The organism is Gardnerella swidsinskii, assembly GCF_023277705.1.
Taxonomy (GTDB): Bacteria; Actinomycetota; Actinomycetes; order Actinomycetales; family Bifidobacteriaceae; genus Bifidobacterium; species Bifidobacterium swidsinskii.
Genome location: NZ_CP083176.1, coordinates 1,088,988 through 1,103,127, shown reverse-complemented (window position 1 = coordinate 1,103,127; position 14,140 = coordinate 1,088,988). Strand labels below are relative to the sequence as shown.

Below are 14,140 nucleotides of genomic sequence, written 5' to 3'. Positions count from 1 at the left end.
TTTGTGAAAATTTAAATAATAAACTTATATATTACTGCATAAAACGCATCATATTCGTAAAATTTTCAGTTTATAGAAATATTTATTACAACAGGTTCAGGAATAAGCGTTACACCAAACTTACTTTGCACACCACGGATAATAGTTTTTGCCAAATTTGCAATATCGTCACAAGAAGCATTATTACGATTGGTAAGTGCCAAAGTATGCAATGAAGAAAGCCCCGCAGGCGAAGGTTTCCCATTTTCTATAAGCCTAAAACCCTTATGGAATCCAGCATGGTCAATAAGCCAAGCTGCAGAAGTCTTTATACCATGCGATCCATCTTGCATAATTGCATCAAATTTAGGAGCATCTTCTGGCAAAGTATCGGCTTCACTAGTACTAAGTATTGGATTCATAAAGAAACTACCGCAACTATGACGATCACTGTAAATATTATCGCCCTCTAAAAATTCGCCAGTAACATAGTCTTCACTTTGCAATCGCAAAGCAAATTCAACACCTTCAGCACACTTTGTACCACGCATCCACAGCTTATCGTAACGAGAAGCATCCTCAAGCATGCCTTTAGAGGCACGAACGCGCAAAACTTCACGACGTATTGCTGCTGTTTGCATGCGCTCACCCAATTCTACGTGCAAAGCATTAGCTAATTGCGAATGAGAGACAATGCCGGTTGAATTATGTTTCAAACAAAAAGTAACAGACAGCACAACGTAACGAGGAGTAGGAAAATACGAGTCCGCAGGAACTCCTACTGAAGAGTACATGCTTTTTTTAAGCAATGAAGTGCGATACCCAAAATTTAAAGCATCCTTCTGCAACTCCATAGTTGATTTTGTTTTGCGGTCCCAGACTTCTACGGAAGTAACACTTTGAGATACTTCTTGACCATAAGCGCCAATATTTTGCACAACAGAAGCCCCAACAGTGCCAGGTATGCCAGAAAGACCTTCTACACCCTCTAAGCCAAGAGAAATTGTATGGGAAACAAAATCATCCCAATTACAACCAGCTTCAGCATTGATATGCACTAAATGAGCACCACTTTGCAAATCAATGCCATCTTCTGAAGGTGCTGCTTCATCAAGCACATGAATATCACGTCTAGCATCTCGCACAACAACGCCATTGAAGTTCTCATCGCTAACAAGCATATTAGAGCCGCCACCGATAACGCATAAAGGCAGACCAAGCTCATCAGCATCTTCTACCGCTTCAATAACAGCAACGCGACTTTTTGGCTCTATAAAACGCGCAATTTTGCCACCTACGCCAACAGTTGTTATATCTGCAAAGGATGGATTATTTACTAAAGATGCTTGCATACTCATGGTTTAAATATTAACAGCAATAAATAACAAAAACCCCGCATTAAGCGGGGTAATAAGCATAAAATCTGCGCAACTAGCAATAAGCTTAAACAAGCCAAAATCGTGAGCGCAGTAAGCTGAAGATTCAGCGAGTCTCGCGATGAAGCGTATGCTTGCCACAGCGTGGGCAGAACTTGTTCAACTCAAGACGATCAGGCGTATTGCGACGATTCTTCGTCGTGATGTAATTACGCTCTTTGCACTCCGTGCATGCCATCGTAATGCCCGGACGGATGTCGGCGCTCTTGCTTGCCATTTCGTTCACCTCTACAATTCATTATTGGCCAGCCAGTCTCCTACTGGCCGTTGTAGCGAGGAAGAGACTCGAACTCTTGACCTTACGATTATGAGTCGTACGCTCTAGCCAGCTGAGCTACCCCGCCAGAGAGCCTCGAGTGAGAATCGGACTCACGACCTCTTCCTTACCAAGGAAGTGCTCTACCACTGAGCTATCGAGGCGTGGCGGGTAGTGGATTCGAACCACTGAAGCACGAAGCGGCTGATTTACAGTCAGCTCCCTTTGACCACTTGGGAAACCCGCCAGCTGTCTCCGTAAGAAGTGAACTTCAAACGGCAACTTTGTTATTTTGCCACGAAATCGCGACTAATGCAAGATTAAGACACGCCGAAAGCAAAACTTTTATGCAAAAAGCTAGTTATTTAGCGAAAAACCTTCTTTTTTTAAATTTTCGCAAACTGTCAAAACCCTGTCATTAGCCTCGCGCTCGCCGATACTAATGCGAATACCTTCACTAGCAAAAGCGCGAACAGACAATCCTGCAGCAATAAAATGTTCTGTTGCCCGCTCGGTATCTGCCCCAAATGGCATCCAGAAGAAGTTTGCATACGCATCTTCAATATTCCAACCTTGCTCGCGCAAAGCTTCAAGAATGCGCTCACGCTCAGCAACAAGAGATGCAACACGAGTACTCATCTCCTTGCTTGCGTCATCTTCCAAAGAAGCCAAAGCTGCGACCTGCGCTATTTGAGACACTCCAAATGGCACAGCAACTTTACGCATACCGTCTACGACTTCAGCCGGAGCAATACCATAACCAATGCGCAAACCTGCCAATCCATAAGCCTTGGAGAACGTTTGAGCAACAACTACATTTGGATACTCATGGTACAGTTTTATACCATTTGCAGTGCCTTTTGCTGTGTTAAACTGCACATAAGCTTCGTCAATAAGTACAAGAACGTCGCTTGGCACAGCATCTAATACCTTGCGAGCTTCCTCCTCGCTAAGTGAAGCAGAAGTTGGATTATTAGGATTATTCAAAATAACCAAACGCGTGCGATCGCTAATAGCTGCAATCATAGCGTCAACATCATGGGAACCATCAGCACGGTTAGGAATCTGAACGCTTGTAGCACCAGCTCCAGTCACAATAATCGGATAAGCTTCAAAACTTCTCCAAGGGTATATGACCTCATCTCCCGGACCTGCAACTAAATCAACAAGCTGCGTAATAACTTCCGTAGAGCCGCAACCAAGCACGACTTCGTCTGCAGTCACACCAAAACGCTTAGCAAGTTCTTCAACAACTTCTGTGCCACGCATATTAGGATAACGGTTTATTACATTAAGAGCGCGATTTGAGATCGCTTCTTTTACGCTTTGCAAAGGCTCATAAGGATTTTCGTTACTAGAAATCTTATACGCACGAATGCCGTCTAATTTAGGAGCTGGCTTACCCTGCTTGTAGCTAGGAATTGTATCTACAATATTGCGGTGTTTGTATGTCATACTTCTCCATCATACTCCACACATGCCTTAACTGTGCAATAGTAAAAATCCGACCAAAACTTTACAACCTTGTAAAGTTTCTGCCGCCTATCCAAATATTCCACAGCACATTCTTACGTACCGCAATAAAAAACGCTGGGAACAACGTTTCCGTCATTTCCAGCGTAAGTTTTATTGTTTCAACCGGCTAAATACTAGCCAAGAATTGCAAGCACATCGCGAGAAGACACGATTAAGTAGTCCTCACCTTCATAATGCACTTCAGTTCCGCCGTACTTGGAATAAAGAACCTTGTCTCCAACCTTAACATCCATAGGAATGCGCTCGCCCTTATCGTCGCGACGACCAGGACCTACGGCAAGAACTTCACCCTGCTGTGGCTTTTCCTTGGCATTATCTGGAATATACAAGCCAGAAGCAGTCTGAGTTTCCGCTTGAGCTTGCTTAACAATAATCTTATCCTCCAACGGTGTGAGCTTAATCGACACTGTTGCCACCCCTTTCATAAGAGATACTATTTCGTACGCAAGAAACAATCCGACGAGGCTGACGATCACGTCCGCAACCGCACTTACGTTCTATGCCTCATAATACCGCGAATTTAGCACTCTAACAACTCGAGTGCTAATCTTTTAAGAAAATTTTTAGAAAACTCTTAAATCATGCATTTCGACGAGCAAGAACATCATGCAAATTTGCCACGCCGAGTGAGTCTTCAGAACTCTCTGGAGCATCCACTTCGCTTACTTTTTCTTTTTCGTGGAACTGAGAAGAGTTTGTAGCAGCAAAATTAGCAGCGTCATCGGCATTATCAACATTAGCAACTGGTACAGCTTTAACTACTTGCTTAGTTGACTTAATTTCCAAACTTTCTGGAGTACGAGATGCTAAATTAGCATTACCTGAATCAGACTTAGTTTGTGAATCAAGCGAGAACGAAATTAAATCTTGATTAGACTGATAGTTTTGCTCCGAAGCCACAAAAGCGTTAGAAGAATCGTATGCGTCTTTCTTTTCCGCCTCAACGATATTAGACTCTTTAGATTCAGATTCTTCTTTATACAAACGCTCACGCAACGCTGCATTGCGCTCTTGCTCCGCACGATGTAACGCAACACGAATTTCGCTCTGCTCCATAACCGAAGTTTCAGTATTGTCACGAGACGCATCATTTCGAACAGGCACTACAGTCTGAGATACAGAATATTCAGCACTGTCGTTTTGAGAAATCGCATCACTACTGTTGATTTCTCCATTAAAATCAGAATCAGATGCAGAAGAATAATCTTTCAACTGGCGTATAACAGCACTATTGTGGCGTTCGCACAGCTCATCCTCAGCTTTGCATTTCGAAGCAGCGCGCATTGTTGCAATACGCGCCTCCCAAGCACGAGCATGCTTAGAAGCACGAGCTCCAAAATAAAGCACTACTGCCAATATAGCTCCAGGAATAAGAGCAAAAACTGGAGAAAATATACCAGAGCATCCTGCTAAGAATACGACAAAAGTCAAGGCAGCAAGCGCAACTACCAACACACAACGACGGCGTATTGCAGCACGCCTAGCAGCGCGAATGCGCGCAATATATTCAGGAGTTAATGTTCGTTTTTGTTGTGTCGGTTGCATACAAGCCCCTTTTGCCAACATACTAGTACCGTCGCAAATGCGCGCAGTACTCCACTCACCTACAAGATGAAGTGTTGGTGAAAACCTATCCTCGCGATGTTCAAGCATAGACTTCATGCCGTTAACCGTGCGTTTAGGCAACCACCCGAACCATAAGGCTACGAGGATGACTAATACGAGTACCGCACTCACCGATTCATAACCCATAAGTATTAATATAAAGAAGTCATAGGATGTGTAGCAACATAAACATTTCGGCGTGTCGCCAAAATGTGGGATTATTGCGCGCGACATCACACAATATGCTGTGCCGCAATCATTCACTAAGCAAATTTAACACCTATAATAACTGTCATAGTATGTACTAGGATATGTGAAGGAACAGTAAGCTGCTACTTATGTGCTCGTGTAACTTCGGAGGGACTTTTGCCTACTTATCATTATCGTTGCAAGCAATGCGGATACGATTTTTCAGAACATCAATCATTTTCAGATGACCCTATTACCATTTGCCCTCAGTGCGGAAAAGATGCAGTGCACAAAGTGTACTCTGCTCCTCCAATCAACTTTAAAGGCAAAGGCTTTTATCGAACCGATAAATGATTTTGTAAAATTATAAATATTAATTATTGTTTAAATATTGCGCGCTAATAGGTTTTATCCACAGCGCGCAATTTTTCTTGCTCTTGCATTTTTTATATTTCAAAATGCAGGTATGAGCATAAATTTTTCTTTATTTAAATCTCAAAATAACGCAAAAAATAGTGCGTTATTGCAGCGAAGGCAACGCGCTTTCGTGCGGAAAATCATTATTGTGCTATGTGCTGGAATGATGGCTTTACTCGTTGTATCAACTATTATTGACTCACAAGAAACTCAAGTTATAGCAGTAGCTAAACACAATATTCAGCAAGGTTCACGCGTTAGCGTAAACGATATTGCATACGTTCGAGTGCCTAAACATAAAGTATTTAATCAAGCGCTATCTAATAATATAAGCGCGAATGCTTCTATTATTGCAACATGCGAAATACGTAAAGGCATGCCAATTTTGCAAACACTATTGAGTAAAATTCCGCGCATTCCAGAAGGATTCACTTCTATTACCATTCATTTAGCTAGTGCAGATCACACACTGCTTCCTGGCGAAAAAATTGATCTAGCTTTTAGCAAGCCGGTACAAGATGAAGAAATTTCTAACTCTAAAAATGCAGAAAGTCACAACAACGAAAAATCTAAAAGCAGCACTATAGAAAATAACGATAAAAACAAAAACCAGGATATTGAAGAAAACAATATTGCAGAAATTGACGAACGCTATGTTAGCGTAGTTCATAATGTTACGGTAATGCAAATAACTCAAAGCACCCAAGTTTCACAAAATCAGCAAAATACTACCACTCTTGCTATGCCTGCTGCAGATGCGTTGCGATTATTACAAGCTCAGTCTGCAAACCCCTCTTTGGCAATTGTTGCCATGAAATTGTCACAATGAGATTGCCGTCATGGAATACGTACACGATTAGTAGAAATCAGCGGTAATTATTAGCAATTAGCGATAATGACCAGTCAGCAACAAGCAGCAACAAGAATAAATCATTCTGCTACTTCTCGCGTATTTCAAGCTCAACTAATACGCTCGGAAAACACCGCCCAGTGAGGCGGCAATTCGCTTAAAATACGATTATCGTCGTCTTGATTACGCTGTTGCAAAGTAAGCTCGTCAGAAGGCTCGAGTTTAACGCCATCTGCATCAAAAAGCTCCGAGCCTTCACGAACAACCCTAACTGACCTGCGGGGAGATCTTCTATTGGGATCGTATTTACTCATTCGTTGTCACCATACAATTCCCCGAGACGAGAAACAACACGGTCAACCTCTTTTTCAGGATTGACAAAAGCTCCAACGCTCCACACTGTCATAACTGACCAGCCCAAGGATTCCAAATCCTGAATAATCATGCGATGACGTTCACGAGTTGATTGCACGCTCATAAATTGCGCATCATCCGTAAGCACAGCAACAGCAAATGACTTGTCCGCAAGTCCAACTACTAGAGGAATTCTAACGCCATTATCGAAGCCATAGTTGACTGCAACTTTTAATCCACGCGAGCGAATACGCTCAGCTAAATCAGTAAATAGCACATTTCTTTGTGCAGCTTCTGCAGCAATTTGCGCTTCAACATCGTTGGCATCTTCTGGACGAAGCGGCTTATCACTTAACTTCTCAGCCCATTGCAAAAGGTTCTTCAAAAGCTTTGGACCATCTTGGTGCAAACGCTCATCTTCCATATCTTTAGATGTAAATGCACTAACAATATCTAGATGACGACGAGCTAGAGCCAAAGCGTCAAGAAGCATACTGCTTCCACCTTCTTCTTCAAGCAATCCAAACTGCTGAAGAAGTCTGCCATGAGATGTTTTTGCATAGCAAAGCGACATAATTACATCTGTTGCTATTGCTCCAGAAGCTTCATTAACACCCAAAAGTCTCACATGTCGCAAGAATCTAGCCATGTTTTCGTCTTTAATAGACAAAGACTTCAACTCTGCTCCTAAACGACTGCGGAACACGTTTGTCAACGTAACTACGACAAGCACATAGCTTGAAGGAACAACCGTAAACGTATTCGCACGCTGACGAATAAGCTCAACTACTTCATCAATTTCACGCTGGCTGCTTTCAATAAGCCCAGAAGACATTACTGGAACTCCAGTTGCTTCAATTTGATGCAAACGAACTTTACCTTGCAAACGTTCAACAGGAACGTCATGACGCAACTTTCCGTAACCATGTTCTTCCAAGAATCGCGCTAAACGAAGCGAGCGCCTTGTTGCTCTAGAAACTACTGTTACAGATGGTAGTAATGAAATAAGCGAACGCAAACTTTCAGAACTTACTGTTTGCTTATGCGCTAAAACTACTACTTGACGAGCACGAGACAAAATAGATAGCAACTCAATATTTGATATATGAGATGCTGAATCAATTATTACAGTATCTGCAATAGGTCTCAACGGAGTCATCATAGTAAGAGTAGATGGCATAGCTACAAGTATTGGTTTCGCAGCCAACACAAGTTCCGCATAATTGCGCAATAATTTATTAAAAGTAATTCCAGAACGGTTTCCTGCAAGCATAGTATGTAACTGATTAGCTTCTTGCGTGTGCGAGAACAATAAATCGCACAAATGCCTCATAGCTTCTTGCTGAACCATTGGACCGATTGAACGCACATGTTCTGTATCAACTTGCACGAATCGATCAGAGACATCTTGCATTGCGGAGCCATCTTGGTGAGAAATAATTGCAGAAGAATTAACGATATCTTCAAAAACAGTAGTCCACCAAGCCAATTGCAACTCACCGTCAATTGCATTACCTGTAACGTTGCGACGACGCAAATCGCTAACTAAATCAGATAAGCCCGCTTTGCTGAACTCACGCTCCAAATTGCAACGACCAGGGAGAGTATCTAGAGATGCTCTGTCGTCATGCAAATCTTGCAAACGAGCTTCAAGCTGCGCAAATTCAATATTTTCAAGATCTGCGCCCTTAAGAGTTGTTGCTAACACTGCATCAAGAGCAACTAAATGCCTTGCTAATAATTCTTGAGTATTTACAATATCATCCAATTTTGGCGGCAAAACAGGCCATCCGCCGTGAGGCACGAAAGTACGCCACTGAGCTGCTTGCTGCGCAACAATCTTTAATGCCTCATGCAAATCATCGACTTTAGCTCCAACTCTTAGCAAGCTGCGCGCTTCTCGAACATGATGTCTACGTTCCCAGAAGCCCATAATTGTGCCTTCGGCTTTACGCTGAACTTTCGGCTTACTCGCTTCAATCATTGCATCTAAATCGCGCTCAAAAATTTCAGGCTGGAATACGTCAAGTACACGTCGCAAATTTTTGAGAACTGTAACTTGACGACTCCACTCACGAGCTGTTGTTGGCACAGGGAAACCACAGCTTTGCACAGTGCTTTTAACTTGTTCTCGAGTTGCTGGAAGAAGCTTAAGAAGCACGTCTACAACACGCTGATATACAGATATAGCTTCATTTTCGTCAAATATCGACGCGCCAAACCAAGGAGTATCTTCAGGATTTATCCTAAACTCTCCAAGCTCATCGGCTTGGTGGAATTTTTTCGACCACTCTTCAATATGACCGGTCATGGCGTGCGCTGCGGAAACATCCAAACGCACATGCGTAGACGGATGGGTTGGAAACATTGCAATTGCTGCAAGATTCTGGATTGTTTGATATGCAGATACTCCCCAAGTTTCGTTGATACCATGAAGATCGCCTAAATAACGAGTAAGGCGAGAACGCACTCCAACCAACTCATCTGCAACCTGCTCAAATCGTGAAGTCGCAATACTATGTCTAGCACCAACTGCTGCAATCAACTGCGCATCGACATGCTTAGCAATATGACCATCCGCAACGTCTAATGCTAATGAGGAAATTTCATGCGTATTCAACGTGTAACGGAAACGCCTCTGCTGCTCAACAACATTAGGCACATACAACACAGAATGTCCTGCAATCACAGAACGAGAAGCAATCGCAGCAGCAATCGCAGCTGAATCTGAGCCCGAATCAATATCCACGAACAGAGAATTTCCAGAAGCAACAAGCTCCGCTGCATAACGCACAACGTTATCTACTTCACCAACTTCGCATTCGCTATGAGGATCTGCGTCGAAAGGACTATATTCTAGCTTATTTGCAGACTGAAGCTTATGAATAGCTCGATCATCGCCAGCCATAGCGTCAATCATCGCATTTCCAACATTGCCAGATTGCAAAGCGTTAATAATTTGTTCACTTTCTGCTACAAAACGCGAACCAGCATCTGTAAAGCAGCCAAGTATAATATCGCGCTCAATATCAAAATCTGTAAAAGCTGAGCGAGCTTGCTTACAAATAGCATCAAACACTACAGAAGTTTCTGGCGTTCCACTTTCATATTGAGATCCGTCGAATAAAACATCTTCCCTAAGTTGAACACCACGCTCACTTAAACGCGACACAAGCGAATTGTTCAGCCCAACACTTCCAGAGAAATAAATAGTGGCGGAGGTCTCATCTTGATTAGTGTCACGAACAACTTTCACAGGATACGTAAGAACAGGCACATGGTTGCCATTCCACGATGCAACACCAACTATTAAAGAAAGTTCGGAAACGCCACTTTCGTGTGCTTTTGCGTCTCTATCTTCAAAAACTCGATCTAGCCTTCGCCCAGCAGCCCGCAACATTCCAGCGTCTCGGAATAAAGATTTTAATGTTACTTTTCCGCTTGCAAAAAGTTGCGCAATTCCGGAAGGATGAGCATGCGTCAACTCTAATTGTGCAGCAAGTTGCGTTATATCTTCTAGTGGAGAAGGAGATAGCTGAGCCTGATATTGCTGCTTCCACCCAACTATATGTTGTAAAGCGTTAGTACGAGCGCTGTTGGTATTGTTAGAGCCAGATTTTTCTAAAGAATCATCTTCTGACGTAGTATTTTCAACTACTGTATCAGTAAAAACTTGCTCTGACGAATCCTGCTCCACGTTGTTTGTATCACTCATATTCCCACCCTACTTGCTTACTGTTCAATAGCTTTGCGATATGCACTATAACCGCTGTTTCTAGCTAGTGCAGCATCTACTTCAGAATTACCTTGAGCTGCGAGCCACGCGTATAAGTCATCATATAACCCAGTGTTTGCAGCCAAAAACGGAAGCAACTGCGAATATTGCGCCATCTCAAATTGCTTTGAAAAATCACTACTTTCTTCAGCTTCTTTTGACGTAAATCCGCCGGCTTCCACTACATTTTCTTGAGAGTCAAATTCGCCTTTTGATACTTTTTCAAATACGGAGCCTGGCTCAAATGCAGGTGTGTACTCCGCATCAGAATTGTTAATATCGAGATTATTAGAGTCGAGATTTGTAGTACCGAGATTCGTAGAGCCAAAACTGTTAATATCGAGATTATTAGAACCTGTATTTGCACCATTAAAAGCTGAAGTATTGGCAATATTTTCAGCAAAAGTTTCAGTTGAATTTAATGGAGATATTAGAAATTCTTGAGAACTTTCGTTTTGCAATACATTTGTTTCCGGATTAACTGGCGTAACCGGAGAAGCTTGAGCAACCGGAGAAACCTGAGCAACTGAATCAGCTTGATCAACTGCAGAAACCGAAGAAATCACAGAATCTTGTTGCGAAGGTTCTTCTTTAGTTGAACTTTCTTGCTGAATCGCTTGCGCATCTGCAAATAAATTACGCGGCTCTACAGGAGCCTCCTGCTGTTCTCGCATAACAGGCAAAGTTACATCATGATTGATTGGAGCAACATCTGTTTGCGAATCATCATTGAGCTGAGTATGATTCTGCATGCCTTGTTTCCAAGACAATCCAGGATGCGAAACTGATTGAGCATGGAAAACACCTGTTGGCTCACCAGCGCGCAAATCAAGAATTTGATCTACTGATAAATCTGAAGCTGCAGGCTCATCATGCGATTCATCTGTAGCATAAGAGAACAGATTACGCACTGCGTTATCTTTTTCAACTTCAGCAGATTCTTCTTCTACACGCACAAAATCAACAGGAACATCACCGAATTGCATGCGCATTAAGTTATCTGGAAGCTGAAAATCAACATCAGGCTCTAGACGCAGCAAATCACCATTTGCGCTGACTAAATATGTACCGTTAGTTGAATGCAAATCTCGTATTGTTGCCACGCCTCGCATGTCTACAATTAGCAGCGCATGCCTCTTTGACATAGAACGTTTATTATCCACTATGTCGACGCGCGCGAAACCATCTTCACGCAACGGGCGTATAGGCTTTCGACCAATCTCTACAGACTGACCTGCACCCACACGTGCCTGCTCGACACCACCAACTGTAATCATCCAGCGCTGCACGGTTTGTCGCTCACTCACGTGATCTGCTCCCTTCAAAAAACACACTACTTACTATTGTGTCATGCTTTGTGTATATTGCGCTAGTATTTGTTGATTTTAAGCATAAAAATATCACATATTCATATTTGAAGATTTTACAAGAAAATTTATAAGGAATTTTACTAGAACTTTTGCAAAGAATTTTATTTGCAATAATTTTTAAAATCTTTATGCAAATGGAAATAACAAAAGGCTCGGAAGAAACTTCCGAGCCTCGAAACTTGCGATATTACCAACCGTCCCTAGCGGAAAGCAACAACGCAAAGTGCTCAGCATTAATCGGTTAACGAAGCCTGAATCAATAGTAAAAAAGGAAATTTGGCAAACCATATCAACAAGCAAACGCAAACCAATTAATTGCTGTATAAAACTAAAAGATCTACACAGCGTGCAGAGCACAAAATTTTTTACAAAAGCACTTAGTCTAGCGCACCTTTCAGCACACTAGACTAAGTAATTCACAGAAAAACCGACTCAACGATCAACCAATAAGCTAAAGCCCAAATGATTCATCACTGAATCAGATTTCAGCTTAGTGACGGATCTTGCGAAGAGCAGCACCCATACCAGCAAGCACAGAAGCAGCAACAGCAGCCAAAGCTACAGCAGCACCGGTCTTAGCCAATGGAGCAGCCTTCTTATCAGACTTCTTGTCAGACTTCTTGTCGTTAGCCTTGTCATCAACCTTCTGACCATGACGCTTGAGGTAGTCAGCGACAGCCTTGCACTCGAGAGAATCTTCACCGTAAAGCTTCACACACTTCTTGTAATCCGTGTCCATATTGCCATATGGAGTATGCTCAGACTTATCTTTCTCATCCTCAGCCTTAGCCTTAGCTTCCTTATCAGCCTTCTCCTTATTCAAACGATCAGCAAGAGCTTGAGAGTCCTCAGTCTCATAGAGCCAATTATCATCCTTCTTACTCTGATCATCCTTCTTACCCTGATCAGCCTTCTTACCCTGATCAGCCTTCTTACCCTGATTAGTCTTTGGAGTAGTCTGATCAGCCTTTGGAGTAGTCTGATCACCGGTACCCTCAGCGAAAGCTGGAGCCGCGAAAGCGAGACCGGAAAGCAAAGTTGCGCCAGCAGCGAATGCGGCGATAGCCTTCTTATTCAACATAATATTTTCCTTTCTTCTTCTCCTTCATGCTAGGTACACGAAGAAAAATTTGCTGTGTAACCCCAACCGGAGCCACACACGCCTGTCAAACTAGGATTGACCGACGTTTGCTATTAACATACCCCCCCCCCGTTCGAAAAAGTCAAGAGCAGACACACAACTCATTAATAAAAAACATTCATATTTTTATGAAAATATTTCAGTAAAACTATTTTTAAAAGTAAAAAATACAGTATTACGCATTATTTTTCGTAAAAATGTCAATTTCAAGGTTTTTAAAGATTTTTCCCAGAAAACTCTCAGGAAACTCTTGAATACTCCCCCAACCAGCCGCAAAACCGTTGCAATATAGCCACTCTTGTGCGACACGCCAACAACCTGCTTCTCGCGTGTCGCACGCGGCAGAAACTTTACACGCGCGTAGAGAAAAGATCGTAAAACCGACAAAAAACGGCAGTTCCTTTACAACACCGTAAAATTTTGGTCGGATTATCGCGCGCAGTGCGCCTAAATACTAGGCTATCCAACATACTCAAATTGGGTTTTGAAAAGTTAAGCTAAAATCGTCAACTTAACAAAATGAAGCTTCGAAATCGTTACTCAAACGCTTCACGATCCCATAGTGCGCTTAACGGTATTGCCCACAAATTATCCGCCCACTGCATAATTTTTTGACCGGAAAACGTAGTTTTTGTACATTGAATGTATGATTTTTTGTACATTGAATGTACAAAAACTACAATTTGTACATATTTTTCTCTAGCAGCAAAGGTGCAACAAAAAAGGCGGCAGGAATAATCCTACCGCCTAATTTTCACTATGCACACACACATAAAACTGCGTTACGCGCAAAGCAACAAAAAGTTAGAACTACTTAAGTTCAACGGAAGCGCCAGCCTCTTCGAGGGCAGCCTTAGCCTTCTCAGCGTCTTCCTTCTTAGCCTTCTCGAGAACAGCCTTTGGAGCGCCATCCACAAGAGCCTTAGCTTCAGCCAAGCCGAGGCTGGTCAAAGCACGCACAGCCTTGATGACTGCAATCTTCTTATCGCCAGCAGCGGTGAGAACGACGTCAAACTCGTCCTTCTCTTCCTCAGCAGCACCAGCAGCAGCTGGAGCAGCGGCAACAGCGGCTACAGGAGCAGCAGCTTCGACATCAAACTTATCTTCGAATGCCTTGACGAACTCAGAGAGCTCAACAAGGGTCATTTCACCGAAAGCTTCAAGAAGCTCTTCGTTAGTGAGCTTAGCCATAATTGGCTTCCTTTCTTACTTGGCCGGGCATACCTTATGCC

Annotated in this window: 12 protein-coding genes and 3 tRNA genes; 2 read left to right on the top strand and 13 right to left on the bottom strand. The window is 42.7% G+C overall.

What is annotated here, in order from left to right; all coding sequences use genetic code 11:
* Positions 1-65: 65 nt before the first annotated feature.
* From K9E37_RS04345 to K9E37_RS04310, 8 genes are all read right to left on the bottom strand, one after another.
* The gene (locus tag K9E37_RS04345) at positions 66-1,337 is read right to left on the bottom strand and encodes an FAD-binding protein (RefSeq protein WP_012913815.1); all 1,272 of its coding nucleotides are present in this window, start codon (positions 1,335-1,337) and stop codon (positions 66-68) included.
* A gap of 124 nt (positions 1,338-1,461) precedes the next feature.
* Positions 1,462-1,632 carry a 50S ribosomal protein L33 gene (gene rpmG, locus K9E37_RS04340; RefSeq protein ID WP_004105548.1) on the bottom strand — a complete coding sequence of 57 codons (171 nt, stop codon included), beginning with the start codon at positions 1,630-1,632 and terminating at the stop codon, positions 1,462-1,464.
* Positions 1,633-1,685: 53 nt separating this feature from the next.
* A tRNA-Met gene (locus K9E37_RS04335) sits at positions 1,686-1,759 on the bottom strand.
* Positions 1,760-1,763: 4 nt separating this feature from the next.
* Positions 1,764-1,835, bottom strand: a tRNA-Thr gene (locus K9E37_RS04330).
* 1 nt (position 1,836) lies between these two features.
* Positions 1,837-1,918, bottom strand: a tRNA-Tyr gene (locus K9E37_RS04325).
* 110 nt (positions 1,919-2,028) lie between these two features.
* Entirely contained in the window at positions 2,029-3,126 is a 1,098-nt protein-coding gene (hisC, locus tag K9E37_RS04320) for a histidinol-phosphate transaminase (protein WP_004109741.1), read from the bottom strand.
* A 194-nt stretch (positions 3,127-3,320) separates the two neighbouring features.
* Positions 3,321-3,614 carry a co-chaperone GroES gene (gene groES, locus K9E37_RS04315; RefSeq protein WP_004114319.1) on the bottom strand — a complete coding sequence of 98 codons (294 nt, stop codon included), beginning with the start codon at positions 3,612-3,614 and terminating at the stop codon, positions 3,321-3,323.
* A 172-nt stretch (positions 3,615-3,786) separates the two neighbouring features.
* Positions 3,787-4,869, bottom strand: a complete 1,083-nt coding sequence (locus K9E37_RS04310; protein WP_004109744.1) for a hypothetical protein — start codon at positions 4,867-4,869, stop codon at positions 3,787-3,789.
* Positions 4,870-5,178: 309 nt separating this feature from the next.
* On the opposite strand from K9E37_RS04310, the gene K9E37_RS04305 reads away from it, so the two are divergent.
* Together K9E37_RS04305 and K9E37_RS04300 are read left to right on the top strand one after the other, a co-directional pair.
* The gene (locus tag K9E37_RS04305) at positions 5,179-5,355 is read left to right on the top strand and encodes an FmdB family zinc ribbon protein (RefSeq protein ID WP_004574103.1); all 177 of its coding nucleotides are present in this window, start codon (positions 5,179-5,181) and stop codon (positions 5,353-5,355) included.
* Positions 5,356-5,467: 112 nt separating this feature from the next.
* On the top strand, positions 5,468-6,247 hold the full coding sequence (locus tag K9E37_RS04300; RefSeq protein WP_033888631.1) for a CpaB family protein: 780 nt from the start codon (positions 5,468-5,470) through the stop codon (positions 6,245-6,247).
* Positions 6,248-6,378: 131 nt separating this feature from the next.
* Here the strand turns inward: K9E37_RS04300 and K9E37_RS04295 are convergent, their stop codons facing one another.
* The 5 genes from K9E37_RS04295 to rplL form a co-directional block, all read right to left on the bottom strand.
* The gene (locus tag K9E37_RS04295) at positions 6,379-6,582 is read right to left on the bottom strand and encodes a hypothetical protein (protein WP_004109746.1); all 204 of its coding nucleotides are present in this window, start codon (positions 6,580-6,582) and stop codon (positions 6,379-6,381) included.
* Complete coding sequence (locus tag K9E37_RS04290; protein ID WP_116440338.1) at positions 6,579-10,337, bottom strand: helicase; 3,759 nt, start codon at positions 10,335-10,337, stop codon at positions 6,579-6,581. Before K9E37_RS04290 ends, K9E37_RS04295 begins: the two co-directional genes overlap by 4 nt.
* Before the next feature lie 17 nt (positions 10,338-10,354).
* The gene (locus tag K9E37_RS04285; RefSeq protein ID WP_248893108.1) at positions 10,355-11,704 is read right to left on the bottom strand and encodes a variant leucine-rich repeat-containing protein; all 1,350 of its coding nucleotides are present in this window, start codon (positions 11,702-11,704) and stop codon (positions 10,355-10,357) included.
* Positions 11,705-12,257: 553 nt separating this feature from the next.
* A complete protein-coding gene (locus K9E37_RS04280) occupies positions 12,258-12,848 on the bottom strand; it encodes a peptidase (protein WP_248893106.1) in 591 nt (196 codons plus the stop codon).
* Positions 12,849-13,718: 870 nt separating this feature from the next.
* Positions 13,719-14,099: a 50S ribosomal protein L7/L12 gene (rplL, locus tag K9E37_RS04275; protein WP_004105575.1), complete on the bottom strand. Its 381-nt coding sequence runs from the start codon at positions 14,097-14,099 to the stop codon at positions 13,719-13,721.
* Between the last annotated feature and the right edge of the window lie 41 nt (positions 14,100-14,140).

Bases quoted from the DNA above. Each gene is read 5' to 3' on its own strand.
- K9E37_RS04345 (WP_012913815.1), bottom strand. From the start codon at position 1,337: ATGAGTATGCAAGCATCTTTAGTAAATAATCCATCCTTTGCAGATATA.
- rpmG (WP_004105548.1), bottom strand. From the start codon at position 1,632: ATGGCAAGCAAGAGCGCCGACATCCGTCCGGGCATTACGATGGCATGC.
- hisC (WP_004109741.1), bottom strand. From the start codon at position 3,126: ATGACATACAAACACCGCAATATTGTAGATACAATTCCTAGCTACAAG.
- K9E37_RS04310 (WP_004109744.1), bottom strand. From the start codon at position 4,869: ATGAAGTCTATGCTTGAACATCGCGAGGATAGGTTTTCACCAACACTT.
- K9E37_RS04300 (WP_033888631.1), top strand. From the start codon at position 5,468: ATGAGCATAAATTTTTCTTTATTTAAATCTCAAAATAACGCAAAAAAT.
- K9E37_RS04295 (WP_004109746.1), bottom strand. From the start codon at position 6,582: ATGAGTAAATACGATCCCAATAGAAGATCTCCCCGCAGGTCAGTTAGG.
- K9E37_RS04290 (WP_116440338.1), bottom strand. From the start codon at position 10,337: ATGAGTGATACAAACAACGTGGAGCAGGATTCGTCAGAGCAAGTTTTT.
- K9E37_RS04280 (WP_248893106.1), bottom strand. From the start codon at position 12,848: ATGTTGAATAAGAAGGCTATCGCCGCATTCGCTGCTGGCGCAACTTTG.
- rplL (WP_004105575.1), bottom strand. From the start codon at position 14,099: ATGGCTAAGCTCACTAACGAAGAGCTTCTTGAAGCTTTCGGTGAAATG.